The organism is Streptomyces sp. NPDC003691 (genome assembly GCF_053981115.1).
Window position 1 is genome coordinate 1 of record NZ_JBSFNQ010000052.1, and the last position, 24,930, is coordinate 24,930.

Sequence of the window (24,930 nt, forward strand, 5' to 3'; positions counted from 1 at the left end):
GTACGCCCTCGTCGATCGCGAGCCTGGTCATGAACGCGAACTTCTCGTCCAGCGTGGACCCGGGCCGCTCCGGCGTACGCGTCAGGCGGCCGCGGTCTTCTTGTCCTCGGCGGCGCGCCGGCGCCTGCGGGCCAGCAGCACCCGGCGCTCCGCCGCCGTCAGTCCGCCCCAGACTCCGTAGGGCTCCGGCTGGAGCAGCGCGTGGTCCCGGCACTCCACCATCACGGGGCAGCGGGCGCAGACCCGCTTCGCGGCTTCCTCTCGTGACAGCCGGGCCGCCGTGGGCTCCTTGGAGGGGGCGAAGAACAGACCGGCCTCGTCCCTGCGGCAGACGGCATCAGCGTGCCAGGGCCCGTCCTGGTCTTCCCTGGCGGGTACCCGCTGGGAAGGAACGGCGGCCACCTGCAAGGACTGGTACGGCAGTTGCAGCACGGGTCTACTCCTGACGACGGCTTCGCGAGCGAGAGACGATGCAGCAGTCCCTACCCGCTGTACGCACGCCTATGCACTGAGTGGCACTCGGTTCCGGCGCACGGCACCGCGCACGGGGGGCACACGGCCGGAAACCGCCCCCGGCCCGGCAGCGGCGGCGCTCCGCTCAGCCCAGGTGTTTCCGCAGGCGGTTATGGAGATCGGCGACCCGCCGGCCGCGCTTGGGGCGCGCCTCGACATTGCCGAAAACCGCATACCCGTTGACGACCACCACCGGGGCCTCGGGGTCTGACGCCTCCGCCCCGCGGATCTCGAAGTTGCCGCAGATTCCGCTGCCGTTGCCGCGCAGGGTGATGTTCTCGGGGACCCGGACCTCGACATTGCCGAAGACCGAGGTCGCGTTGATCACCGTGACCCGCTGCTGGAACAGCGCCTGGGTGAGGTCGATCTCGACACTGCCGAAGAGGGAGAAGGCATTTGTCCGCTGCCCGATGCTCCAGCGGCCCTTGCGGACGGTGCTGGAGAAGACGGCGACGAGATTGTCCGGCGCGGCCGCTTCGGGACCGTAGGCGTACGGGGCGCCGCCGGCGGGCCTCGCGGACGCCGCCGCCGGCAGGTCCCGCACGATGGGCTGCAACTCGCCCAGGGTCTTGGCGCGGTAGACGGCCTCGATGCGCTCGGAGTGCTCCTCCGTGTCCAGCCGGCCCTCGGCCAGCGCGTCCCGGAGGATGTCGGCGATCCGGTCCCGGTCGGCGTCCGACGCGCGGATCCCGCCGGAGGGCCCGGCCCCGGGGGCGGGGACGGGCCCGGACGCCGCGGGAGCGGCGGGCTGCTGGGGGTGGTGCTTGTCGAGGTCCACGGCACCAGGGTAGCGAAACGCGATAGATCGCAACTAGGGGCAACACCCCTGGAAGCACCCGGGTTCCGGGCGGCCCGACCCTTAGTGGACGCCTTGGTGGACGGGCCGCCCGCGGCCGTGTCCGATGACCGGTCGGTAGCCGCCCGGCAGCGGACGGTGATCATCCGGCAGGCCCGCCCTACTGAGCCTTACCTCACAAGCCCGCCGCTCCGGGCGCGCTCTACCCTGGGGGGCGCGCCGTCGCCCGTCGATGTCGTGCGTTTTCATCCGCTGTGTGAGGAATGGCCGTCATGCCGGAATTCGTGTACTCCGATCTGCTCCCGCTGGGAGAGGACACCACCCCCTACCGTCTGGTGACCTCCGAGGGCGTCTCCACCTTCGAGGCCGACGGGCGCACCTTCCTCAAGGTCGAGCCGGAGGCGCTGCGGCGGCTCGCGGCCGAGGCGATGCACGACATCTCGCACTATCTGCGGCCCGCCCACCTCGCCCAGCTGCGGCGGATCATCGACGACCCGGAGGCGTCGTCCAACGACAAGTTCGTCGCGCTCGACCTGCTCAAGAACGCCAATATCGCCGCCGCGGGCGTACTGCCCATGTGCCAGGACACCGGCACGGCGATCGTGATGGGCAAGCGCGGCCAGAACGTGCTGACGTCCGGCCGGGACGAGGAGGCCCTCTCCCGCGGTGTCTACGACGCCTACACCAAGCTCAACCTCCGCTACTCCCAGATGGCGCCGCTGACCATGTGGGAGGAGAAGAACACCGGCTCCAACCTGCCCGCGCAGATCGAGCTGTACGCCACCGACGGCGGCGCCTACAAGTTCCTCTTCATGGCCAAGGGCGGCGGCTCGGCGAACAAGTCGTTCCTCTACCAGGAGACCAAGGCGGTCCTGAACGAGGCCGCGATGATGCGGTTCCTGGAGGAGAAGATCCGCTCCCTGGGCACCGCCGCCTGCCCGCCGTACCATCTGGCGATCGTCGTCGGCGGCACCTCCGCCGAGTACGCCCTCAAGACCGCCAAGTACGCCTCCGCGCACTACCTCGACGAGCTGCCCGCCGAGGGGTCCCCGGCCGGACACGGCTTCCGGGACAAGGAGCTGGAGGAGAAGGTCTTCGAGCTGACCCAGCGGATCGGCATCGGCGCGCAGTTCGGCGGCAAGTACTTCTGCCACGACGTACGGGTGGTCCGGCTGCCGCGGCACGGCGCCTCCCTCCCCGTGGCGATCGCCGTCTCCTGCTCCGCCGACCGCCAGGCGGTCGCGAAGATCACCGCCGAGGGGGTCTTCCTGGAGCAGCTGGAGACGGACCCGGCGCGGTTCCTGCCCGACACCACGGACGAGCACCTCGACACCTCCGGCGACGTGGTCCGCATCGACCTCAACCGGCCGATGGACGACGTGCTGGCCGAGCTGACGAAGTACCCCGTCAAGACCCGGCTCTCGCTGACCGGCCCGCTGGTGGTGGCGCGCGACATCGCGCACGCCAAGATCAAGGAGCGGCTGGACGCGGGCGAGGAGATGCCCGGCTATCTGAAGGACCACCCCGTCTACTACGCAGGTCCGGCGAAGACGCCCGAGGGGTACGCCTCCGGGTCCTTCGGCCCGACCACGGCGGGCCGGATGGACTCGTACGTCGAGCAGTTCCAGGCGGCCGGCGGCTCCCGGGTGATGCTGGCCAAGGGCAACCGCAGCAAGCAGGTCACGGACGCCTGCGCCGCGCACGGCGGCTTCTACCTGGGCTCCATCGGCGGCCCCGCGGCCCGGCTGGCCCAGGACTGCATCAAGAAGGTGGAGGTCGTCGAGTACGAGGAGCTGGGGATGGAGGCGGTCTGGCGGATCGAGGTCGAGGACTTCCCGGCGTTCGTCGTCGTCGACGACAAGGGGAACGACTTCTTCACCGAGCCGGCGCCCGCGCCGACGTTCACCTCGATCCCGGTCCGCGGGCCCGGCCTGGGCTGACGGCCCGGCCGTACCGGCCGTCCCGGCCGGGGTTTCCGGAGCGGCCGTACGGGGCCGGGCCCCGCGCCCGGTCCCGGCGGCCCCGGCTCCTGTCCCTGTCCCTGTCCCGCACCACGGGAGCGCGCCCGTTTCCCCGTACGAAGCAGTACGGGGAAACGGGCGCTTTCCGTTCCGGTCCGTCCGCCCGAGGACCGGCCCGGAAGCACTGACGCGGATGCCGGACGGTGCCTGCGGCTCCGCCCGAGGCCCGGCCCGGAAGCCGGGGCCGCGATGCGTACGGCCCCGCGGCAAGCGCCGCGGTAGGCACGGCGGCCCGGTGCAGGGCCGCCGCACCGTCCGGCGCGCCGCTCAGGAGCGGTGCGTACGGCTCAGAAGCGGTGCGCACCGAGCCGCGTACGGCTCAGAAGCACGTACCCAGCCGCGTACGGCTCAGGCGAAGCGCTGGTTGGCCGCACCCGCCGCACAGGGCCGCAGCCTGACCGGTGCCTGCGACGACTCGTGCGTCGCGCACAGCGACTGCGCGGCCGCCGGGCGCAGGGTGCCGTCCACCCGGACGAACTTCTGGTTGGCCGCGCCCGAGCAGTTCCACACGATCAGCTCGGCGCCGGACCGGTAGTTGGCGCCCGGGACGTCCAGGCACCGGTCCTGGGTGAGTTCGGTGTGGACCGAGCCGGCCGCGGGATCCTGCCACCAGCCCTGGTTGCGGCCGCCGTGGCAGCCCCAGCCGACGACCCCGGTGCCGTTGCTCGTCACCGAGCCGGTGACGTCGAGGCACTGTCCGGTGGCCTGGTTGCGCAGCGGCTTGTAGACGTCGTCCCAGGCCACGGTGCGCAGCACGGGCCGGCCGTCGGAGTTGGTCTCGGCGCAGCTCGCCTCCCGGGTTCCGGCGCCGTACATCTGGGTCAGGCAGGACGCGAAGGCCCCGTGCCCGCGGTAGTTGGGGTGGAAGGACTGCCGGGCGGTGTTCTCGTCCGGCGGGAAGGGGTTGGACAGCTCCAGGTGGAGGCCCCGGGCCCAGGTGTCCTCCATACACACCTCGTGGCCGTGGAAGAGCCGCGAGTTGTCCAGGTAGAGGGCGCCGGTGTTCGCGGCGGCCTGCCGCATGCCGCGCTCGAAGAGGGGCACCGCGGTGTTGCGGCCCCAGACGGTGTCGGCGTCGTACCCCATACCGCCGCAGATCAGCTTGCCGGGGAAGTTGGGGTTGTCGCGGAAGTCGGGGCCGATGGGGCCGGGGTAGCCCATGACGACCAGCTTGTAGTCCCCGTCCGTGTACCCGGCGCCGCGCATCACGGTCCGCAGATCGCGGACGGTGGCCTCCACCTTGGGTACCAGGGCGTCGACCCGGGCCTGCCAGCCGGGACCGTACTTGGGGGCGCAGGGCCCCTGGAGGGTGACGTACCGGACCACGCAGTCGGTCATGACCGGGCCGAACTGGAGGTCGTCGTTGGCCCCGGCGACCAGCAGGACCAGCTTGATGCGGGTGTTCCGGGCTTTGATGGCCAGATTGTCGCTCTGGACCAGCTCGTCGGCGTACTGCTTGGTGCCGCCGATCCGGATGTTCCCGGTGTACGCGCCGGAGCAGGCGACGTTGAAGGTGACGTCGGCGGCGATTCCGGTGCGGTGGATCGCGGCGTCGGGCGAGCGGTGGCACCAGTTGGACGGGCCGTCCGTGCCGGGCTCGTACGCGCCGATGCCCTCGCCGGAGATCTCACTGTCCCCCAGCGAGATCAGACCGGTTTTGCGGTCGGCGAGCGGCCGCTCGGCGGGGCTGCCGTACAGCTTCACGGCCTCCGCGGCGCGGATGGCCTCCAGTTCGGGCGTGAGCGGTACGGAGGCGGCCGCGGCCCGCTCCGTACGGCCCGGGTCCGCGCCGGCGGTGGGCGAGGCCAGGCCGACGAGTCCGGCCGCCAGCGCGGCCACGGCGGCCACCGTACATCGCAGCCTCCGTCCGGCCGTTCGTTCTCCGTGCGTCATGTGGTGCCTCCCCTGGTCTGTGGTTACCCCGGGTTCTACTGGCAGGTAGCGCGCAGGGGAATAGGCAGAACAAGACAAGTGCTCACCTTTGCAGGAGCCTTGCAGGAGTCCTCAGGAGGTACACACCCCATGACCGGAACCGACGGCGCCGGCGGTACGGCCGGCCGCGAGACAGGCGGCAGGGCGGACGGCGAGGCCGGCCGCGAGGACCGCGGCTACCGCGTCGAGCGGGATTCGATGGGCGAGGTACGGGTCCCGGCCGGGGCCAAATGGCGGGCCCAGACCCAGCGGGCGGTGGCCAACTTCCCGATTTCGGGGCAGCCGCTGGAGCGCGCGCACATCGCGGCGCTGGCCCGGATCAAGGCCGCGGCCGCCGTGGTCAACGCCCGGCTCGGGGTGCTGGACGAGGAGGTCGCGGCGGCGATCGCCGGGGCCGCCGGGGAGGTCGCCGACGGGCGCTGGGACGACCAGTTCCCGGTGGACGTCTTCCAGACCGGCTCCGGCACCTCGTCGAACATGAACATGAACGAGGTGCTGGCCACCCTGGCCGAGGAGCGGCTGGGACGGCCGGTCCACCCGAACGACCAGGTGAACGCCTCCCAGTCGTCGAACGACGTCTTCCCGTCCTCCATCCATATCGCCGCCACCGGCGCGGTGACCGGCGAGCTGATCCCCGCCCTGGAGCATCTCGCGGCGGCCTTGGAGCGCAAGTCCGCCGAGTTCGCCACGGTCGTCAAATCGGGCCGGACCCATCTGATGGACGCCACTCCGGTCACCCTCGGCCAGGAGTTCGGCGGCTACGCGGCCCAGGTGCGGTACGGCGCCGAACGGCTGCGGTCCGCGCTGCCCCGGCTCGCCGAGCTGCCGCTGGGCGGTACGGCGGTGGGCACCGGCATCAACACCCCGCCCGGCTTCTCCGCCGCCGTCATCACCGAAGTCGCGGCGGCCACCGGGCTGCCGCTGACGGAGGCCCGCGACCACTTCGAGGCGCAGGGCGCGCGGGACGGGCTGGTGGAGACCTCCGGGCAGCTGCGGACGATCGCGGTCTCCCTGACCAAGATCGCGAACGATCTGCGCTGGATGGCGAGCGGTCCGCGGACCGGACTGGCCGAGATCGTCCTGCCGGATCTCCAGCCCGGCTCGTCGATCATGCCGGGCAAGGTCAACCCGGTCGTCCCCGAGGCGGTGCTGATGGTCGCGGCCCAGGTGACCGGGAACGACACCACGGTCGCCGTGGCGGGGGCCGCAGGCAACTTCGAGCTGAACGTGATGCTGCCCGTGATGGCCAGAAACCTGCTGGAATCCGTACGGCTGCTGACCGCCGCCGCGAGGCTGCTGGCCGACCGCACGGTCGACGGCATCACGGCGAACACCGAACGCGCCCGGGAGTACGCGGAGTCCTCGCCGTCCGTGGTGACCCCGCTGAACAGGTACCTCGGCTACGAGGAGGCCGCGCGGATCGCGAAGAAGTCCCTGGCGGAGCGGAAGACGATCCGCCAGGTGGTGCTGGAGTCGGGCCATGTGGAGCGGGGCGCGCTGACCCTGGAGCAGTTGGACGAGGCCCTGGACGTCCTGCGGATGACCCGCCCCTGAGGGCGGCGGCGCCCCCGGCGAACGGCTCGCGCGGGCGGGGCCGGCGCGATCCGGTGCGCCCGGGGCGCGTCGCCGGTGCTCCCGGACGGGAACGGGCCGCCGGGACAGGTGCTCCGTAAGATCTGCTCATGACAGGCACGGAACAGACGGAGCAGACGGAACAACAGACTGAACAGCAGACGGAACAGCAGACGACGGCACGGAACGGCCGCCCGGCCGGGCACCCGGAGAACGGCACGCCGCCCCGGCCTGCTTCGGCCGCCCGGCGCTGGCGGCCCGGGGATCACATCCTCTGGCGGTACCGGGACCACGGCGGACCCGGCAGACCCGCCGCCCCCGACGGTGATCCGGGGTTCGCGGTCTGCCGCCCGGTGACCGTCGTCCGGGACACCCCCGAACTGCTCGCCGTCTGGCTGGCACCGGGAACGGAGTGCGTCCGTCCGGCGCTGGCCGACGGCTCCCCGCTGCACGAGCAGCCGCTGGCCACGCGCTATACCGTGCCGCGTACGGCCGTCCGCGACCACTGGTGGGGCGCGGGGGTGCTGAAGCTGGCCCGGCCCGGCGAGCCCTGGTCGGTCTGGCTCTTCTGGGACGAGGAGTGGGAGTTCCGGAGCTGGTACGTCAACCTGGAGGAGCCGCACACCCGTTGGAGTGGCGGAATCGACTCGGAGGACCACTTTCTGGACATCTCGGTTTTCCCGGACCGGAGCTGGCTCTGGCGGGACGAGGACGAGTTCGCCGAGGCCCGGCGCGCGGGCCTGGTCCGGGCGCCGGAGGCGGACCGTATCCAGCAGGCGGGCCGCGCGGCCGTGGCGTCGGTCCGGGACTGGGGGGCGCCCTTCGCGGACGGCTGGGAGCACTGGCGGCCCGACCCGTCGTGGCCGGTGCCTCCGCTGCCCGCCGACTGGGGGCGCACGCCCGCGCGGACGGCATCCTGAGGGCGCCGCGGCGGGCCGGGCGTGCCCCGGAGACGCACGGGCACGGGCCGGAGGCGTACGGACACCGGAGCCGTCCGGAGCCGGAGACGGCCGGGCTCGGGAGACGTAAGGGACCGGAGACGAGCGGACCCCGGAGACGTAAGGGACCGGAGACGTACGGGCACCGTCCCGGGCCGCCCCCGGAGCGGAAGCGGCACCTCTGCCTCCGGTCGGCCGGGCACCGGAAGCCCCCCGAGCACCGAAAGGCGGACAAACCCCCTGCGGGTGGAGCAGATGTGCGGCTTCTTGCCCAGATGTGACCGAGATCGCTTCGGGGAACTGCCCGCAATCTGTCCGACTCCGGTCCAAGAACGCCCTCCGGGGCAGAGGACGTCGTGAGACTCTTGATGCGCCCCCAGGGGTCAAACGTAGGATCGTCGTCCACAAGGCTCGCCGTTCGGGGACTGTTCGGTAACCATGGAGCGCAGCGCAGAACCTGACCGTGGGTCATCGGTGTCACCGGCAGCCGGCCGGCGCCGCGGCGGACGGTCCCTGTTCACCACATCAGTTCGCCAGTACGCCAGCAGAAGACAGGTCACTACGAGGGGGTGGAGCCGTGCGGGATGCCCGCCACCCTGTCGCCGTCGCCCGCGGCGCGGGTATACGGCCCCCTGAGGCCCATGCATCGCACACCCGGCCCAGATGGACGGAATCCCACGCGTGACGGAGCAGCCCACCTCCCATGAAGGCCGGCAGCCCTTGGCTGCCCGGTCGCAGGAACGCACCCGGCCGCGGGCGGACGCGGCCGCCGCCGCGGCGGTGTCCGCCGCGCTCTCCTCGCCCGTCCCGGCGCCGAACGGCCCGGTCGGCGGGGGCGTCGCGCATCCGCCCGGCACACCCGCGGGCTCCGGCGGCCCGGGTCTGCCGGGTAGCCCCGGCGGTCCCGGTCTGCCGCCCGGCACACCCGACCCGGCGGGCGCCGCCCGCCGCGAGGGCGACCGGCTGCGCTTCGTGGGCGCCGCGACCCGCCGGATCGCCCGGGGCATAGACCTGGACGAGATCGTCCTGGGCCTCTGCCGGGCGACCGTGCCGACCTTCTCGGACGCGATCCTGGTCTATCTGCGCGACCCCCTGCCGGTCGGCGACGAGCGCCCGGTCTCGCCGTTCCTGCTCCGGCTGCGCCGCACGGACCGGCTGCGTTTAGCTGAAGACGGTGCCGACTTCGGTGGTACGGGCCTGCTGCCCGTCATCGATCAGCACAACGAACTCACCCCGGCGGCCGAGCAGTGCGAGGTCCGCTCCGGCGGCGCGCTCTCGGAGGTGCTCCGCGGGGTGCGGCCCGTCTTCGGCGACTCGGCGGCGGCCCGCGCCGCGCTGCCCGAGCTGCTGGGCGCGGACCGGACGGTCCCCAACGGCCACCGGGCGATCCTGGCGCCGCTGCGCGGGCGGCGCCGGGTGATCGGTGCCGCCGTCTTCCTGCGCCGCCCCGACCGGCCGGCCTTCGAGCCGAACGATCTGCTCGTCGCGGCCCAGCTCGCCACGCATACGGCGCTGGGCATCGACAAGGCGGTGCTGTACGGCCGGGAGGCGTATATCGCCGACGAGCTCCAGCGCACCATGCTGCCGGACTCGCTGCCCCAGCCCACCGGCGTCAAGCTGGCGTCGCGCTATCTCCCGGCGGCCGAGACCGCCCGGGTCGGCGGCGACTGGTACGACGCGATCCCGCTGCCCGGCAGCCGGGTCGCCCTTGTCGTGGGAGATGTCATGGGCCAGCTGCGGACCACGGCGCAGACGCTGGCCGGGCTGGACCTGCCGCCGCAGGAGGTGCTGCACCATCTGGACGAGCAGGCGCAGCGGCTGGGCACCGACCGGATGGCGACCTGCATGTACGCGGTGTACGACCCGGTCTCGCACCGGATCACCATCGCCAACGCCGGGCATCCGCCGCCCATCCTGCTCCATCTGGGCGGCCGGGCCGAGGTGCTGCGGGTGCCCTCCGGCGCACCGATCGGCGTCGGCGGGGTCGACTTCGAGGCCGTCGAGCTGGACGCCCCCGCCGGGGCGACCCTGCTGCTGTACACCGACGGTCTGGTGGAGTCCCGGCTGCGGGACGTCTGGACCGGTATCGAGCAGTTGCGGGAGCGGCTGCACGCCACCTCCCAGCTGACCGGCCCGGACCACGCCCCGCCGCTGGAGGCGCTCTGCGACGACGTCCTCGACATGCTGGGCCCGGGCGACCGGGACGACGACATCGCACTGCTCGCGGCCCGTTTCGACGGGATCGCGCCCAGTGATGTCGCCTACTGGTTCCTGGAACCGGAGGATGCCGCCCCGGGCCGGGCCCGGCGCCTCGCCCGGCGGGCGCTGTCCCGCTGGGGTCTGGAGGATCTGTCGGACGCGGTGGAGCTGCTGGTCAGCGAGGTCGTGACCAATGCCGTGCGGTACGCGGAGCGGCCGGTGACCCTGCGGCTGCTGCGGACCGATGTGCTGCGCTGCGAGGTCGGCGACGACTCCCCGCAGCTGCCTCGGCAGCGCAAGGCCCGCGATACGGACGAGGGCGGCCGCGGTCTGTTCCTGGTGAACCGGCTGGCCCGGCGCTGGGGCGCGACCCGGCTCTCCAGCGGCAAGGTCGTCTGGTTCGAACTCCCGACCAGGCCGTAGGGCCGGCGGGCCGGACGGAAGCAGGCAGGACAGAAGGGCGGGGCCTCCGCGGCCCCGCCCTTCTGTCCTGCTCCCTGCCCCCGGGTCCCGTCCCGGGGGCAGGGAGCGGGAGGCAAGGAGCAGGAGGCAGGGAGCGGGCCCCGGAAGAGGGTCCCGGCGGGGCATACGCCCGACCGGCGGAGGCGGAGGGGCGAGCGGTTGCCGACACCGTGTCGGCGGCGTTCACTGGGGTACACGGCGCCCGTAGCGACCCAACCATGTCTCCCGGCGGGAGGACGCTCGTGTCCGATACCCCCTACACCACCAACAACGCCGGCATTCCGGTGGAGAGCGACGAACACTCCCTCTCCGTCGGACCCGACGGCCCGGTCCTGCTCCAGGACCACTATCTGATCGAGAAGATGGCCCAGTTCAACCGGGAACGGGTCCCCGAGCGGGTGGTGCACGCCAAGGGTTCGGGGGCGTACGGCTTCTTCGAGGTGACGAACGACGTCAGCCAGTTCACCAAGGCGGACCTCTTCCAGCCCGGGAAGCGTACGGAGATGCTGGCCCGGTTCTCCACGGTCGCCGGTGAGCAGGGCTCGCCCGACACCTGGCGGGATCCGCGCGGCTTCGCGCTGAAGTTCTACACCGAGCACGGCAACTACGACATGGTCGGCAACAACACGCCGGTCTTCTTCGTCCGGGACGCGCAGAAGTTCCAGGACTTCATCCGCTCGCAGAAGCGCCGGCCCGATTCCGGGCTGCGCGACAACGATATGCAGTGGGACTTCTGGACCCTCTCCCCCGAGACGGCGCACCAGGTGACCTGGCTGCTGGGCGACCGGGGCATCCCGAGGTCGTACCGCTTCATGAACGGCTACAGCTCCCACACCTATATGTGGGTCAACGCCGGCGGCGAGCGGTTCTGGGTGAAGTACCACTTCAAGACCGACCAGGGCGTCGAGTTCCTCACCCAGGCGGAGGCGGACGAACTGGCCGGCCGGGACGCCGATCTGCACCGCCGGGATCTGCACGAGGCGATCGCGGGCGGGAACGCCCCGAGCTGGACGCTGTACATGCAGATCATGCCGTTCGACGAGGCGCCGGACTACCGCTTCAACCCCTTCGACCTGACGAAGGTGTGGCCGCACGGCGACTATCCGCTGATCGAAGTCGGCCGGATGGTGCTGGACCGCAATCCGGAGGACTACTTCGTCCATATCGAGCAGGCCGCCTTCGAGCCGTCGAACCTGGTGCCGGGCATCGGCCCGTCGCCGGACAAGATGCTGCTCGGACGGCTCTTCTCGTACCCGGACACCCACCGGTACCGGATCGGCCCGAACTATGCGCAGCTGCCGCCGAACCGGGCGCACTCGGTGGTCTCCTCGTACGCCAAGGACGGGCCGATGCGGTACGAGCCGGCGAACACGGCACGGCCCTACGCGCCCAACTCCTACGGCGGGCCGGCGGCGGACACGGCGAAGTTCGGGGAGATCGCGGGCTGGGCCAGCGCGGGCGAGATGGTCCGGGAGGCGTACACGCTGCACCGGGAGGACGACGACTGGGGCCAGGCGGGCACCCTCGTGCGGAACGTCCTCGACGACGCGGCCCGGGACCGGCTGGTGTCGAACGTCTCCGGGCATCTGAAGGACGGGGTGTCCCGGCCGGTGCTCGACCGGGCGCTCCAGTACTGGCGCAATATCGACCAGACGGTCGGCGACCGGATCGCCAAGGAGGTCAACGGCGCCTGACGGGGCCGGACGGTACGGCGGTGCCCGCGGCACGCTCCCCGGAGAGGGGGCGCCGCGGGCACTTCGCCGTACCGGCTCGGGGCGTCCGGTCCGGCTCGTACGGCTCGGGTGGTCCGGCCGGCCGGTTCAGCTCACCCGGATCAGGCCGTCCGGATCAGCTCGTCAGGTGGCGGCCGTCCGGTTCAGTCCGTCCGGTTCAGGAGCCCGGGGGCCGGAACTGCGGCCGCGGGTTCGGGTTCCCCGGCTCCGCCGGGTTTCCGGGCTCGCCGCCCGGATCACCGGGTCCGGTGCCGTCGGTCGGGCTCTGGGACGGCGAGGGGCGGGTGGGGGGCCGGATGGTCGGCGAGGCGGGCGGGTCGATGACCGGCGGCCGGGACGTGGTCCGGGACGGCGACGGCTCGGCCGGTTCCTCCTCGCGCGGCTCCTCGCTGGTGCTGGGCGACGGCTCGCCGGAGTCCGACGGGGAGGGCGCGGGCTCGCCGCGGGCGGGCTCGGCGACCTCCAGGTCGAACCGGGCGCGGGCGTCGGCGGAGCCGAGCGCCTCGGCGGTGTACGCCTTCCAGATCCTGGCCGGCATGCCGCCGCCGTTGGCCCGGCCCGGGTTGATGGTGTCGGTCAGGGTGACCTGGCCGGTGCCGTCGGCCTTCTCGCCGAACAGGGCGACGGAGGTGACCAGCTTCGGGGTGTAGCCGACGAACCAGGCGGAACGGTTGTTCTCGGAGGTGCCGGTCTTGCCGGCCGCGTCGTACGGGCCGGCGGCACGGCGGCCGGAGCCGTCCTTGACGACGCCCTCCATGGCTGCCGTCACGGTGTCGGCGGTACCGCGGGAGATCACCTGGCCGCCGACCGGGTCCTTCAGCGCCGCCTTGCGGGCCCGGTGCTCGGCGGACTTCACGATGGAGGGGGTGACCTTCTTGCCATGGTTGGCGAAGGTCGCGTACACCCCGGCCATGTCCCAGGTCGAGGCGCCCATCGTGCCCAGCGACATGGCGGGGCGCTCGGGCCAGCCGTCGCCGTCGCGCATACCGAGGTCCAGCGCGGTCTTCTTGGTCTTCCCGGGGCCGACGTCGACGATCATCTGGGCGTAGACGGAGTTGACGGACTGGTTGGTGGCGCGCTGGACGGTGATCCGCGGGCCGTAGTCCCGGTCGTCCTCGTTCTCCGGGTTGAACGGGGTGTCGCTGCCGACCACGGGCCGCTTGCTGGTGCCGTCGTAGACGGTGTTGAGGCTGATCGGCTCGCCGTCCTGGGTTTTCGACTCGTTCTCCAGGGCGGAGGCGAACACCACGGGCTTGAAGGTCGACGCGGGCTGGTAGTCGCGGCGGGTGGCGTTGGACAGCCAGTGCTCGGTGGCGCCGACCCCGCCGTACAGGGCGACGACCTCGCCGGTCTCCGGGTCCACCGAGGTGGCACCGGCCTGCACGGTGGCGTCCTTCTTGTCCTTCTTCCGGTCGAGCTGGGACTCCAGCTGCTCGGCGACAGCCGCCTCCAGCTCCTTCTGCCGGGCCCGGTCGATATTGAGGGTGATCGTCCAGCCGCCCGCCTTGATGTCCTCCTCGCCGATGCCCTGCCGGGCCAGCTCGGCGTTGGCGGCCTCGACCAGATAGCCGGTCTGGCCCTCCATGCCGGGGGTGGCCTTCGGCGCCTTCGGCACGGGGAACTTCTGGGCGTCGCGGACGGCCGGGTCGAGCTTGCCCATCTCGACCATGTTGTTCAGGACGTACGTCCAGCGCTCGGTCACCAGCTTCTTGCCGGTCTCCGAGGCGATGGCCCAGTCGTACTGGTGGGGGGCCTGGAGCAGGGCGGCGAGATAGGCGGCCTGGGAGACGTTCAGCTTCGACGCGTCGACGCCGTAGTACGCCTGGGCGGCGGCCTGGATGCCGTAGGCACTGCGGCCGAAGTAGCTGGTGTTGAGATAGCCGGCCAGGATGTAGTCCTTGCTCTTCTCCTGGTCGACCTTGAGGGCGATCACCAGTTCCTTGAGCTTCCGGCTGACCGTCTGGTCCTGGTTGAGGTAGTAGTTCTTGACGTACTGCTGGGTGATGGTCGAGCCACCCTGCTTGCCCTTGCCGGAGACGGTGTTCAGCAGACCCCGGGCGGTGCCCTTGAAGTCAATGCCGTTGTCCTTGTAGAAGCTCTTGTTCTCGGCGGCGACGAAGGTGTGGCGGACGTCCTGCGACAGCTCGTCCAGCTCGATGATCTCGCGGTTGACCTCGCCGGTCCGGGCCAGGACGGTCCCGTCGGCGTACTTGTAGACGTTGGACTCCATCTCGGCCTGCGCGTTGGCGGCCGGGACCGGGACCATCATGTAGATCACCGCGAAGGCGCCCATGCCGAGCAGGCAGAGGCCGAGGAAGGTGCCCAGCATCTTCTTCCAGGTGAAGAAGCGGCGTATGCCCGTGCGTCCGCTCGTCCCGCCCCGGCGCGCACCGCGCTGCCGGGCACGTCGTTCCTCGGCTCGGCCCATCGCCCGTCCAGCTCCGCTCTTCCCCGAGGGGGTCTCGTTACGGTCACCGGTATCCGGTGACCGTTCTGGTCGCAGCCGACCAAAACAGCTTAGAAAGCTAACATCGCTCGCCCTGAAAAAATCGGACTGATCACGTCATTCCGGACGTGAGAATCAGCACCCCTTCCCTGAGAAACGACCCCCGGGCCGCCCCCGGGGTTGCCTTGGAGGCCGCCACAGGTATTAATGTGTAATCACATTGCTAGCAGCGGTCGCCGAGGCGGCCGCTGTCGGCAGCAGCACGGACCGGCGGCCGGTACGGCCACCGGTGCACACGAACCCTGGGGGGACTTCATGACCACCGCCGACATGACGAGAGACCAGCACCCGACGGCGGACCCGCAGATACGGGAGTTCCCGGCGTCCAGCATCGGCGGCGGGCTCGCCCTGCTGCTGGGGGTGGCCGGGGTCGCCGCGGGCGCGCTGACCGCCGCCGCCGCAGGCGTGGTGGAGCGCGATGCCGCCCAGTTGGGGCTGATCTTCGGGGGCCTGCTGCTGGGGCTTGCCGCGCTGGTCGCCATGGCCGGGCTGAACATGGTGGAGCCCGGTGAGGCCCGGGTCGTCCAGCTCTTCGGCCGCTACCGGGGCACCGTCCGCACCGACGGCCTCCGCTGGGTCAACCCGCTCACCTCGCGGGAGCGGATCTCCACCCGGGTCCGCAACCACGAGACCGCGGTCCTCAAGGTCAACGACGCCTACGGCAACCCCATCGAGCTGGCCGCCGTGGTGGTCTGGCGGGTCGAGGACACCGCCCGGGCAATGTTCGAGGTCGACGACTTCCTGGAGTTCGTCTCCACCCAGACCGAGTCCGCGGTGCGGCAGATCGCCATCGAGTACCCCTACGACGCCCATGACGAGAACGAGCTCTCCCTCCGCGGCAACGCGGAGGAGATCACCGAGAAGCTCGGCGTCGAGCTCCAGGCCCGGGCCGAGGCCGCGGGCGTACGGATCGTCGAGTCCCGCTTCACGCACCTCGCCTACGCCCCGGAGATCGCCTCGGCCATGCTCCAGCGCCAGCAGGCGGGCGCCGTGGTGGCGGCCCGGCGGCAGATCGTGGACGGCGCGGTCGGGATGGTCGAGGCCGCGCTGACCCGGATCGGCGAGGACGGCATCGTCGAGCTGGACGACGAGCGGAAGGCGGCGATGGTCTCCAATCTGCTGGTCGTGCTCTGCGGCGACCGCTCGGCCCAGCCCGTCGTCAACACGGGCACGCTCTACCAGTGACGCCCCCGCCGCCCCCGCCACCGCCACCGCCACCGCCACCGCCACCGCCTCCGCCTCCGCGCAAGCAGGTACTGCTCCGGCTGGACCCCGCGGTGTACGACGCCCTCGCCCGCTGGGCCTCGGACGAACTGCGCAGCGCCAACGCCCAGATCGAGTTCCTGCTCCGCCGGGCCCTGGCGGAGGCCGGGCGGCTGCCGGGCGAGACCAAGCCGATCCGCAGAAGGGGCCGCCCGCCGAAGGCGGTACCGGACCCGGACGGCGGCGCGGGCAGCGGCCCGGACGGCGGCGCGGACGCGGGAGCGGGCGGCAGCGGTCCGGATACCCGCCCGGACCTGGACGCGGGAGCGGAGGGCGGAGCGGGCTGAGCCCGTACCGCCCGCCGGCCCCCGGCGCCGGGGGCCCGACGCCGGGGCCGGAGCGGCCGTGCGGACTCGTGTCCCGTACGGCCGTTCCGGCCCCTCGGCGGTGTCCGGGGCAGTGTCCCGGTGTCGCCCACCGGGCCGGACGAGAGGTCCGATTCCCGCCGGAACAACGGCCCCCGCCCGGCCAGGATCGGTGCCATGAACCGTATCGACGGAAAAACAGCACTGGTCACGGGCGGCAGCAGGGGTATCGGCGCGGCCGTCGCGGTACGCCTCGCCGAGCAGGGCGCCGATGTCGCGATCACCTACCACCGGAGCGCGGACCGGGCCGCCGGGGTGGTGGCCCGGATCGAAGCGGCCGGGCGCCGGGGACTGGCCGTCCGGGCCGACAGCGCCGACCCGGACGCGGTCCGCGCGGCCGTGGCGCGGACCGCGGACACCTTCGGCAGGCTGGACGTCCTGGTGAACAACGCCGGGGAGTTCCAGGTGGCCCCGCTGGAGGAGCTCACCTCCGAGCAGATCGACCGGACCCTGGCGGTCAATGTCCGCGCCCCGCTGGTCGCGGCCCAGGCCGCGGCGGCCCGGATGACGGACGGCGGCCGGATCATCGGCATCGGCAGCAATGTGACGACCTACATCCCCTTCCCCGGCTTCTCCCTCTACTCGGCGAGCAAGACGGCGCTCGTCGGGATGACGAAGGCGCTGGCCCGGGAGCTGGGCGGGCGGGGCATCACGGTCAATGTGGTGCACCTGGGCGCGACGAACACCGATATGAACCCGGCCGACGGGCCGCTGGCAGAGACGATCCGCGGCTATACCGCGGTGGGGCGGTACGCCGAACCGGCCGATGTCGCGGCCATGGTCGCCCATCTCGCCGGGCCGGACGCGGCCTATGTGACCGGGGCTCAGATCGCCGTGGACGGCGGCTTCACCTCGTGAGGCGGGCGCCCCGGGAAACGATCACGGGGTGATCGGCCCGCCGCCGGGCCCGCCGGAGCGGGACCGCCCGGCCCGGAACCGGCTCGTGCGGGAACCGCTCGCGCGGGACGAGCCGGGGCAGGACCGGCCGCGGCGGCCGGTCCCGGGCCCGCCGGAGCCGGACTGCGGCTCCCACGGGCCGGGCGCCCCGGTCCCGGGCGGGCCGGGGCGGGACCGTACGGCACGGGACCTGTTCGTACGGGAATCGTTCGCATGCGGCGGGCGGGTGCGGGGCCGCCTCCCTCGGGACCCGCCGGGGCGGCAGGGCCCGCTCCCGTACGGGCCGACGGGCGGGCGGACGGCTCCGCGCGACGGCACGGGTCACACCACCCGGGTCATGACGGAGTCGTAGCCGCCGCCCCCGGGGTAGACCCAGGAGCCCGAGAGCGTATTGCCGCCGTCGCCGAAGACCGCCCGGTAGTAGGCCGGGGACCCCTTCTCGCCGCCCCAGATGGTGAGGGTGTCGCCGTCGAGCTCGTAGACGTAGTCGAAGGTGTTGCCCTGGCTGTCGTAGTAGCGGGAGCGGATGTCCTCGCCCGGCTGCTCCGCGCCGAACTCCTTCAGCCGGCCGATGACCTCGATCCCGGTCACGGGCTGCCCGAACTGCTCCAGGCGGATGTCCTGGAGCAGGAAGAAGCCGCCTTCCAGCCAGCGGTAGGTGACGGTGCCCTCGACCCCGCCGCTCACGGCCCAGGTGCCGGTCAGCCGGTCGAGCGCGCGCAGGGCGGCGTCCGGGCCGGGGGTCGCACCGTCGGCGTTCTCGTCGGTGTTCCCGGAAGCGGTCTCGGGAGCGGTCTCGGTGGTGGCGGTGTGCTCGGTCATGGCTCGCTGTCCTTCCGCGGTGGTGGTGCGCTTGCGCGGCGCCGCTGCGCCGTTGCCCGTATGACGGGCGGCCCGCGGGAAAGGAATCGGCGGCGCTTCTGTGACCCGCGTCACTCCGCCAGGGTGAGCGGGAGCCCGGCCGACAGCCCGGGGTCGAAGGTGATGATCTCGGCGATCAGACCGTCCACGACGGTCAGGACATCGATGTTGACCGCGGTGAACACGGTCTCGCCCGCGCGGCGCACATAGTTGACGGCCGCGGGCCGGCGGTTGACCGCGTACGCGACCGAGCGCCACTCGCCCCAGGCCCCGCCCCCTTCCAGCACCGGGCGCCACAGGCCGAGAATCGCCTCCCGCCCGTCGAAGACCAGACGGTGCGGGGGCATGGTCTGGCGGGCGTCCTCGCGCAGCAGCAGGGCGAGCGCGGACAGGTCGGCGTCGCGGGAGGCGGCCAGGTAGCGCTGGAGCAGTTCCCGTTCGGCGGCGCTGGGTTCGGTGGCGGCGCCCCATTCGGAGCGCTGTTCGGGCAGATGCGCGCGGAGGGTCGTACGGGCCCGCTGGAGTGCGCTCTTGACCGCGGGGAGGGTCATGTCGAGGGTGTCCGCGGTCTCCTGGGCGGGCCATCCCGCGATGTCGCGGAGGATCAGCACCGCCCGCTGGCGGGGCGGCAGATGCTGGATGACGGCGAGGAAGGCCAGCTCGACGGTCTCCCGGGCGATCGCGACGGCATGGGGTTCCCCGCTGCCGGGGGCGGCCAGGTCGAGGAGGTGGTCGGGGTAGGGCTGGAGCCAGGTGACCTCGGCGAGGGCGGCGGCCGGGGATCCGGCACCGTCGGCGGTGAGCGCGGTCTCGCGGGTGCGGGCGGGTCCGCGGAGGAAGTCGAGGGCGGCGTTGGTGGCGATCCGGTAGAGCCAGGCCCGGAAGGTGGAGCGGCCCTCGAAGGCCTCGCGCCGCCGCCACGCCTTGAGCAGGGTCTCCTGCACCAGGTCCTCGGCGTCGGTGAAGGAGCCGAGCATCCGGTAGAGGTGGACCCGCAGCTCATGGCGGTAGCGCTCGGCGAGGGCGGTGAAGACCGCTTCGCCGCCGGTGCGGATCGTCTCGGCGGACGGTTCGTCCGCGGTCCGGCCCGTACGTCCCCGGGCCGTACCGGTCTCCGTCGCCGTCCCCGTACCGGTCCCGCTCCCCTGGCTGCTCATACGCCCCTTCGTATCACCCGGGGGGTTCCGGTCCGGCCATCACCGCCCCCCGGCCTCCGGGGCGGGCGGAGGGCGCGGCGGGGGCAGGCGGTCCGGGGCTCGCCCCGGGCCGTCCGGACCTTCGGGGCGAACCGATTAACATCGGAAGGAGCGATAGGAGGAAGGTATCAATGGTCACGCCGAACCGGGGTAAACAGCCCAGCCTGTCACAGCTGCGGGCGTTCGCGGCTGTTGCTGAGCATCTGCACTTCCGGGACGCGGCCGCGGCCATCGGTATGAGCCAGCCCGCGCTCTCCGGGGCCGTATCGGCGCTGGAGGAGACCCTCGGGGTGCAGCTCGTGGAGCGGACCACCCGGAAGGTGCTGCTCTCCCCCGCCGGCGAGCGGCTGGCGGCCCGCGCCAAGGCCGTGCTGGACGCCGTCGGGGAGCTGATGGAGGAGGCGGCGGCGGTCCGGGCCCCCTTCACCGGCGTGCTGCGGCTCGGGGTGATCCCGACGGTGGCGCCCTATCTCCTTCCCGATGTACTCAGGCTGGTCCAGGGCACCTATCCCGACCTCGACCTCCAGGTGCACGAGGAACAGACCTCGTCCCTGCTGGACGGGCTGGCCGCCGGACGGCTGGACCTGCTGCTGCTGGCGGTGCCGCTGGGCGTGCCGGGGGTCACCGAGATCCCGCTGTTCGACGAGGACTTCGTGCTGGTGACCCCGGGGGGCCACCCCCTCGGCGGGCGCCACGACCTGCCGCGCGAGGTGCTCCGGGAGCTGCCGCTGCTGCTGCTCGACGAGGGGCACTGCCTGCGCGACCAGGCGCTGGACGTCTGCCGCGAGGCGGGCCGCGACGAGGGGACCCCGGTCACGACGACGGCCGCGGGCCTGGCCACGCTGGTGCAGCTGGTGGCGGGCGGCCTCGGGGTGACGCTGCTGCCGCGGACCGCGGTGGAGGTGGAGACCGGCCGGGGCGGCCTGCTGACCGGCCGGTTCGCCGAGCCCGCCCCGGCCCGCCGGATCGCTCTGGCGACCCGCACCGGGGCGGCCCGCCAGAGCGAGTTCGAGGAGTTCGCCCGGTCGCTGCGGAGCGCCCTGGCGTCCCTTCCGGTACGGGTGCGCACCGAGGCCGACGCGGGGACCGGGCCCGGGGTCTGAGGGCGCCGCCCCTGGGCCGGGGCGGGACGGGGCGCCGGAGACCCGGTGCGCCCGGGCAGCCGGAAGACCGGGACCGGGCACCCCCCTGGCGCCCGGTCCCGGTCGTACCGCATTCGTACCGTCGTACCGCATTCGTACCGCGGTCGTACCGCGCGGCTACTCCGTACGCAGACCGTCGGGCCGCATCATCCGGTAGAGCGGGGGCATGGCCAGCCCCGTCACCACCACGATGACTCCGACGCCCGCTCCGGCCACCGGGAGGAAGCCCCACCGGTCGGCCACCTCGGCCCCGACCAGTTCGAGCATCACCAGCCCGAGGCCGATACCGCCCGCGATCGCCAGGACCGTGCCGAGGAGCACCGGAAGCGCGGTCTGCCAGAGCACCGACCAGGCAATGGTGGACCGGCGGGTACCGAAGGCCACCAGGACCGAGAGCAGCTTGCGCCGCTCCCGCAACTGCTCGATCTGGGAGACCAGCATCGAACCGGCGATCAGCAGCATGGTCACCAGCGAGCCGATCAGCAGCCCGCTGCGGACCTTGGCGAACTTGTCGTCCTCCTCGACGGTGAGGAACTGGACGACGCTCGCCCTGGGGTCGATCCCGGCCACGGCGTTGCGGATGTGCTCCGCGGCCTCGGGCACCTTCTCGTTGATGAAGACGAGAGTCCGGACGCCCGCGGCGGGGAAGCTCCGGAGGTCGACGGCGCCCGGGGTGGCGAGGATGCCGGCGTGTTCGTCGCCCATCGCGTCGGCGTGGGCCACGACCGTTGCCGAACCCTTCGGCAGGGACCAGGTCCCGGGCCGCCCGCCGTCCTTCGCGGCACTGTCGCCGGAGTCCGGCTCCACCGTGGCGTACGGCTTGCCGAGAGCGGCGGACCTGGTGATCTCCGCCGCCCGCTCTTTGTCCTTGCCGACGGCGACGAAGGCGTCGCCGTCCCGGCACGAGGAGATCCGGGCCAGTTCGCGCAGGGTGGCGCAGTCGCCGACGGTCAGGGTGAGGCTCTCGACCTGCACGGCCCCGGCCTCGGCCTCCTCCGGGGTGGGGGGAGGCAGGTGGAGGCGCGTCTGCACCGTGTCGGTGACCTTCCGGACGCCGTCCGTGCGCTCGAATCCGGCGACCATCCGACGGGCCGACTCGGCGTCGGTGAAACCGGTTTCGGCGCTCAGCACGGTCAGGCCGGGCTGCCCCTCCTTGTTCTTGACGAAGTCGCCTTCGACCGCGGAGAACAGCATCTGGAGCGCGATCCCCCCGGCCACCGCGACCATGATCCCGCTGACCGCGCGGGCGGCCGCGCCGCTGCTCAGCTGGAGTCTGCGGACGGCGAGCTGCCAGGGCACCGGACCGCCGCGCAGCCTGCCGACGGCGGTGTCGACGAGCCAGGGCAGCAGGGTCGTCAGCCCGACGAGCACCAGCACCGCTCCGGCGGCGATCGGGAAGACCGCGGGATTGGCCTCGTTCCGGTCGATCCGGCCGGTGAGCAGCACTGCCAGTCCGGCGGCCGTGAGCAGCAGCCGCCACCACAGCCTGCGGGACGCGGGGGTGGTCTGCCGGACCACGCCGAGCGGCTCGATGGCCACCGTACGCAGGGCGAACAGGGTGACCGCGACGGCCGAGACGGGCACGGCCACCAGGGTCAGCGCGCCCAGCAGCGGACTCGGCATCACATCCGCCGGGAAGGCGCTCAGACCGTAGAGACCGATTTCCGCGGCGAGCGGCCGGACCGCGGAGAACAGCCCGATACCGGCGGCCAGTCCGAGCAGCGCCCCGAAGAGCGCCTCGCCGGCCGCGATCCGGCGGACCGACCGGGCGTCAACGCCGACCAGGCGGAGCGCCGCCAGCCGCCGGTCGCGCCGCTCACCGCCGAACCGGACGGCGGCGGCGACGAACACGGCCACCGGCACCAGCAGCACCACGCAGATCAGAATGATCAGGACGACGAGTACGGGGTTGAGCGGCTCGCCCACCATGACCTTGTCGTCGTAGGCGCTGATCCGGGTGGCGCCGAAGCCCGCCGACAGCCGGTCGTTGCCCAGGTAGAAGTAGAAATCGCGGGAGCCGAGGAGTCCCTCGTCGCCGATGGTGCCCACGATCCGGGCGTCGTAGCGCTCGGCGAGCAGCTTCCCCTCCGGGGAGCGCAGCAGTTCGCCGAAGGCGGGCGAGACGACCATCTCGCCGGGCTTCGGGAAGACGGAGACGCCCGGCGGCCGTACGGGGTCGGAGCCGTCGGCCTCCAGCAGTACGCCCTGGATGGTCCGGCCCTGGTAGGAGGTCTCGACCTGGTCCCAGAGGGCGGTGCGGTCGGTGCGGGCGGCCTCCGGCGCACCCGTGTTCTTGAGCTCGACCGGGACCCGGGCGTCGCCACGGGCTTCCCGCTGCTGGACCATGCCGGGGGCGGAGGAGGCCAGCAGGAGCATTGCGACGCCGAGGCCGACGCCGAGCGCGGTGAGGAGGGTACGGGTCCAGCCCTCGCGGCCGCCGGAGGCGCCGAAGCGGATACCGAGGGCGAGGTCGCGGGCCCAGGTGCGGACGGTCATGCGACGTACTCCAGGCCGCGGGTCTTTCCGTCGCGGACGACGACTTCCCGGTCGGAGTAGGCCGCGACCCTGGCCTCATGGGTGACGAGGACGACGGCCGCGCCGGTGGACCGGGCGGCTTCGGTGAACAGCTCCATCACCCGCTCGCCGTTGAGGGAGTCGAGGGCGCCGGTGGGTTCGTCGGCGAAGAGCACCCGGGGCGAGGTGACCAGGGAGCGGGCCACGGCGACCCGCTGCCCCTGTCCGCCGGAGACCTGGCCGGGGCGCTTGTGCCCGATGTCGTCGACCTCCAGCCGCTCCATCCACTGCCGGGCGGCGGCCTCGGCCGCCTTCCGGCCGGTTCCGGCGAGCCGCAGCGGGAGGGCGACGTTCTCGGTGCAGGTCAGTTCGGGCACCAGCTGGCCGAACTGGAAGACGAAGCCGAAGGCGGTACGGCGGAGTTTGCTGCGTTCCTTGTCGGAGAGCGAGGCCAGTTCGCGGCCCTGGTAGCGGATGGATCCGGAGTCGGGCGGCACGATGCCGGCGAGGCAGTGCAGCAGGGTCGACTTGCCGGAGCCCGAGGGTCCCATGATGGCGACGACCTCACCGGCGTGGACGGAGAAGTGGGCGCCGTCCAGGGCGGGGGTGGGGCCGTACGCCTTGCGCAGGTCCTCGGCGACGAGCAGGGCTCCTTCGGTGGTCATGCGCCTACCTCCTGGGCGAGACGGTCCAGCCGGGCCGCGGTCAGTTCCAGCCAGCGCAGATCGGCTTCCAGATGGAAGAGGGCGTGGTCGCAGATCAGCTGGTCGGCGAAGTCGCCGCGGCGCTTGCGGTCGGTCAGGATCCGCATCAGCCGCAGATGCTCGGAGCGCTGCGTGTCGAGCAGCTCGGCCGCACCGCGTCCGGTCAGCAGCGCGATGACGACCTTGGTGTAGAGCGTGGACTGGAGGTACGGCTCCGGGGCCTCGGGCCGGGTGAGCCACTGGTCGACATCGGTGATCCCGGCTTCGGTGATCGCGTACCGCTTGCGCTCGGGCCCGTCACCGGGCTCCACCCCGTCGACCTCGACAAGGCCGTTCTTCAACAGCCGGGACATGGTCGAGTAGACCTGCCCGTAGTGCAGGGGCTTGTCGTGACCGAACTTGTCGTCGAAGGCGCGTTTCAGGTCGTAGCCATGACGAGGGCCGGACTCCAGGAGCCCGAGAAGAGTGTGACCTATGGACATGCCACGACTATACACACTAGGTATACACACCATGAATACCCAGGTCAGAGCGTTACCATCCAGGGACAATCGAAAACCTCCACCGAGACGGCCCCCGGGTCTCCCCGCCCGCTCCTCACCTCTCGCGGGCGGCCCGCACCGACGGGTCGGACGAGCTGGCGGCCGTCACCCGAAGCCCTCGGACAGCAAAGCGCCCCGCCTCTCCGTCACGGAGCCGACGGGGCGCTTTCTCTCGCTCGGACCTACGGCAGGTAGACCTTCTGCCAGTCGATAGAGCTCATGCTCAGGGCCGCCTCGGCGAGCTCCCGCGCGGAAGCGGTCTTGAGGTTCGCCCTGCTCGTGTCGATCCAGCCCTGAACGTTGGCGTAGCCCTGCTCCCGGTACTCGACGGCTTGAATCAGACATTCGAGCTTGTCCGCGTCGCGCGCACAGACCACTTCGAGCGAGTCTCCGTTCTCGTACTCCGAGACCACGCTCTGCGCCCCGGCCCGGACCGCCGGGTGGGCGGCGGAAACCTGGTCCGCGGTGACCTTCTCGTTCGAGGCCGCGTCCAGGTACCGCCTGCCGATGTGCGGGATGTCCCCGACCCGGGTCTCCTGCGTGTCGTGCCACAGGCCCAGCAGGGCGGCCTTTGCCGGGTCGGCGCCTTCCATCATGGCAAGAACACTGGCGATCAGTCCGACACGGAAGGAGTGCTCGCCGATCGTCTCGGGATCCTTGACCCCCGCGATCCACCACCCCGACCTCTTGGCCCGCTTCAGCATCCCCATCTCCAGCAGGAAGCCTGCGGTGCCCTTTGCCGTATCGTCCGCCATCTGGCCCTCCGGTCCTGTC

The 24,930-nt window shown here is 72.2% G+C and carries 19 protein-coding genes; 9 read left to right on the forward strand and 10 right to left on the reverse strand.

The genetic code is table 11. From position 1 onward, the window contains the following. Window positions 1–81 precede the first annotated feature (81 nt). Window positions 82–432: a WhiB family transcriptional regulator gene (locus tag ACWDR0_RS23005; protein ID WP_456353614.1), complete on the reverse strand. Its 351-nt coding sequence runs from the start codon at window positions 430–432 to the stop codon at window positions 82–84. 166 nt (window positions 433–598) lie between these two features. Further along, window positions 599–1,291 (reverse strand): DUF1707 SHOCT-like domain-containing protein, encoded by a 693-nt coding sequence (locus tag ACWDR0_RS23010; protein ID WP_456353615.1) that lies wholly within the window; start codon window positions 1,289–1,291, stop codon window positions 599–601. Between the two features lie 290 nt (window positions 1,292–1,581). Between ACWDR0_RS23010 and ACWDR0_RS23015 the strand changes: the two genes are divergently transcribed. Next, window positions 1,582–3,249, forward strand: a complete 1,668-nt coding sequence (locus ACWDR0_RS23015; protein WP_456353616.1) for a fumarate hydratase — start codon at window positions 1,582–1,584, stop codon at window positions 3,247–3,249. A 429-nt stretch (window positions 3,250–3,678) separates the two neighbouring features. Here the strand turns inward: ACWDR0_RS23015 and ACWDR0_RS23020 are convergent, their stop codons facing one another. Continuing rightward, window positions 3,679–5,223 carry a ricin-type beta-trefoil lectin domain protein gene (locus tag ACWDR0_RS23020; protein ID WP_456353617.1) on the reverse strand — a complete coding sequence of 515 codons (1,545 nt, stop codon included), beginning with the start codon at window positions 5,221–5,223 and terminating at the stop codon, window positions 3,679–3,681. A 129-nt stretch (window positions 5,224–5,352) separates the two neighbouring features. Here ACWDR0_RS23020 and ACWDR0_RS23025 point away from each other — a divergent pair, with 129 nt between their 5' ends. From ACWDR0_RS23025 to ACWDR0_RS23040, 4 genes are all read left to right on the forward strand, one after another. Continuing rightward, on the forward strand, window positions 5,353–6,816 hold the full coding sequence (locus ACWDR0_RS23025; RefSeq protein ID WP_456353618.1) for a class II fumarate hydratase: 1,464 nt from the start codon (window positions 5,353–5,355) through the stop codon (window positions 6,814–6,816). 128 nt (window positions 6,817–6,944) lie between these two features. Continuing rightward, entirely contained in the window at window positions 6,945–7,754 is an 810-nt protein-coding gene (gene fomD, locus ACWDR0_RS23030) for a cytidylyl-2-hydroxypropylphosphonate hydrolase (RefSeq protein WP_456353619.1), read from the forward strand. A 699-nt stretch (window positions 7,755–8,453) separates the two neighbouring features. Further along, on the forward strand, window positions 8,454–10,394 hold the full coding sequence (locus ACWDR0_RS23035; protein ID WP_456353620.1) for a SpoIIE family protein phosphatase: 1,941 nt from the start codon (window positions 8,454–8,456) through the stop codon (window positions 10,392–10,394). 257 nt (window positions 10,395–10,651) lie between these two features. Then, window positions 10,652–12,127 carry a catalase gene (locus ACWDR0_RS23040; protein WP_456353621.1) on the forward strand — a complete coding sequence of 492 codons (1,476 nt, stop codon included), beginning with the start codon at window positions 10,652–10,654 and terminating at the stop codon, window positions 12,125–12,127. 196 nt (window positions 12,128–12,323) lie between these two features. On the opposite strand, the gene ACWDR0_RS23045 is transcribed toward ACWDR0_RS23040, so the two are convergent. Further along, window positions 12,324–14,594 carry a transglycosylase domain-containing protein gene (locus ACWDR0_RS23045; protein WP_456353622.1) on the reverse strand — a complete coding sequence of 757 codons (2,271 nt, stop codon included), beginning with the start codon at window positions 14,592–14,594 and terminating at the stop codon, window positions 12,324–12,326. Between the two features lie 333 nt (window positions 14,595–14,927). Here ACWDR0_RS23045 and ACWDR0_RS23050 point away from each other — a divergent pair, with 333 nt between their 5' ends. From ACWDR0_RS23050 to ACWDR0_RS23060, 3 genes are all read left to right on the forward strand, one after another. Continuing rightward, entirely contained in the window at window positions 14,928–15,857 is a 930-nt protein-coding gene (locus ACWDR0_RS23050; protein WP_456353623.1) for an SPFH domain-containing protein, read from the forward strand. A gap of 71 nt (window positions 15,858–15,928) precedes the next feature. After that, window positions 15,929–16,222, forward strand: coding sequence for a hypothetical protein (locus tag ACWDR0_RS23055; RefSeq protein ID WP_456353658.1), 294 nt, complete (start codon window positions 15,929–15,931; stop codon window positions 16,220–16,222). 195 nt (window positions 16,223–16,417) lie between these two features. Continuing rightward, window positions 16,418–17,158, forward strand: a complete 741-nt coding sequence (locus tag ACWDR0_RS23060) for an SDR family NAD(P)-dependent oxidoreductase (RefSeq protein ID WP_456353624.1) — start codon at window positions 16,418–16,420, stop codon at window positions 17,156–17,158. 360 nt (window positions 17,159–17,518) lie between these two features. Here ACWDR0_RS23060 and ACWDR0_RS23065 read toward each other — a convergent pair whose 3' ends face one another. Then, window positions 17,519–18,019, reverse strand: coding sequence for a hypothetical protein (locus tag ACWDR0_RS23065; protein WP_456353625.1), 501 nt, complete (start codon window positions 18,017–18,019; stop codon window positions 17,519–17,521). 110 nt (window positions 18,020–18,129) lie between these two features. Next, window positions 18,130–19,215 (reverse strand): RNA polymerase subunit sigma-70, encoded by a 1,086-nt coding sequence (locus tag ACWDR0_RS23070; protein WP_456353626.1) that lies wholly within the window; start codon window positions 19,213–19,215, stop codon window positions 18,130–18,132. A 170-nt stretch (window positions 19,216–19,385) separates the two neighbouring features. On the opposite strand from ACWDR0_RS23070, the gene ACWDR0_RS23075 reads away from it, so the two are divergent. Beyond that, window positions 19,386–20,357 (forward strand): LysR substrate-binding domain-containing protein, encoded by a 972-nt coding sequence (locus tag ACWDR0_RS23075; RefSeq protein WP_456353627.1) that lies wholly within the window; start codon window positions 19,386–19,388, stop codon window positions 20,355–20,357. A gap of 156 nt (window positions 20,358–20,513) precedes the next feature. On the opposite strand, the gene ACWDR0_RS23080 is transcribed toward ACWDR0_RS23075, so the two are convergent. The 4 genes from ACWDR0_RS23080 to ACWDR0_RS23095 form a co-directional block, all read right to left on the reverse strand. Further along, on the reverse strand, window positions 20,514–22,892 hold the full coding sequence (locus tag ACWDR0_RS23080) for an FtsX-like permease family protein (protein ID WP_456353628.1): 2,379 nt from the start codon (window positions 22,890–22,892) through the stop codon (window positions 20,514–20,516). Further along, the gene (locus tag ACWDR0_RS23085; protein WP_456353629.1) at window positions 22,889–23,575 is read right to left on the reverse strand and encodes an ABC transporter ATP-binding protein; all 687 of its coding nucleotides are present in this window, start codon (window positions 23,573–23,575) and stop codon (window positions 22,889–22,891) included. The genes ACWDR0_RS23080 and ACWDR0_RS23085 overlap by 4 nt, the downstream gene beginning before the upstream one ends. Continuing rightward, the gene (locus ACWDR0_RS23090; RefSeq protein WP_456353630.1) at window positions 23,572–24,096 is read right to left on the reverse strand and encodes a PadR family transcriptional regulator; all 525 of its coding nucleotides are present in this window, start codon (window positions 24,094–24,096) and stop codon (window positions 23,572–23,574) included. The genes ACWDR0_RS23085 and ACWDR0_RS23090 overlap by 4 nt, the downstream gene beginning before the upstream one ends. A gap of 242 nt (window positions 24,097–24,338) precedes the next feature. Next, complete coding sequence (locus tag ACWDR0_RS23095; RefSeq protein ID WP_456353631.1) at window positions 24,339–24,911, reverse strand: HD domain-containing protein; 573 nt, start codon at window positions 24,909–24,911, stop codon at window positions 24,339–24,341. Window positions 24,912–24,930: the final 19 nt, after the last annotated feature.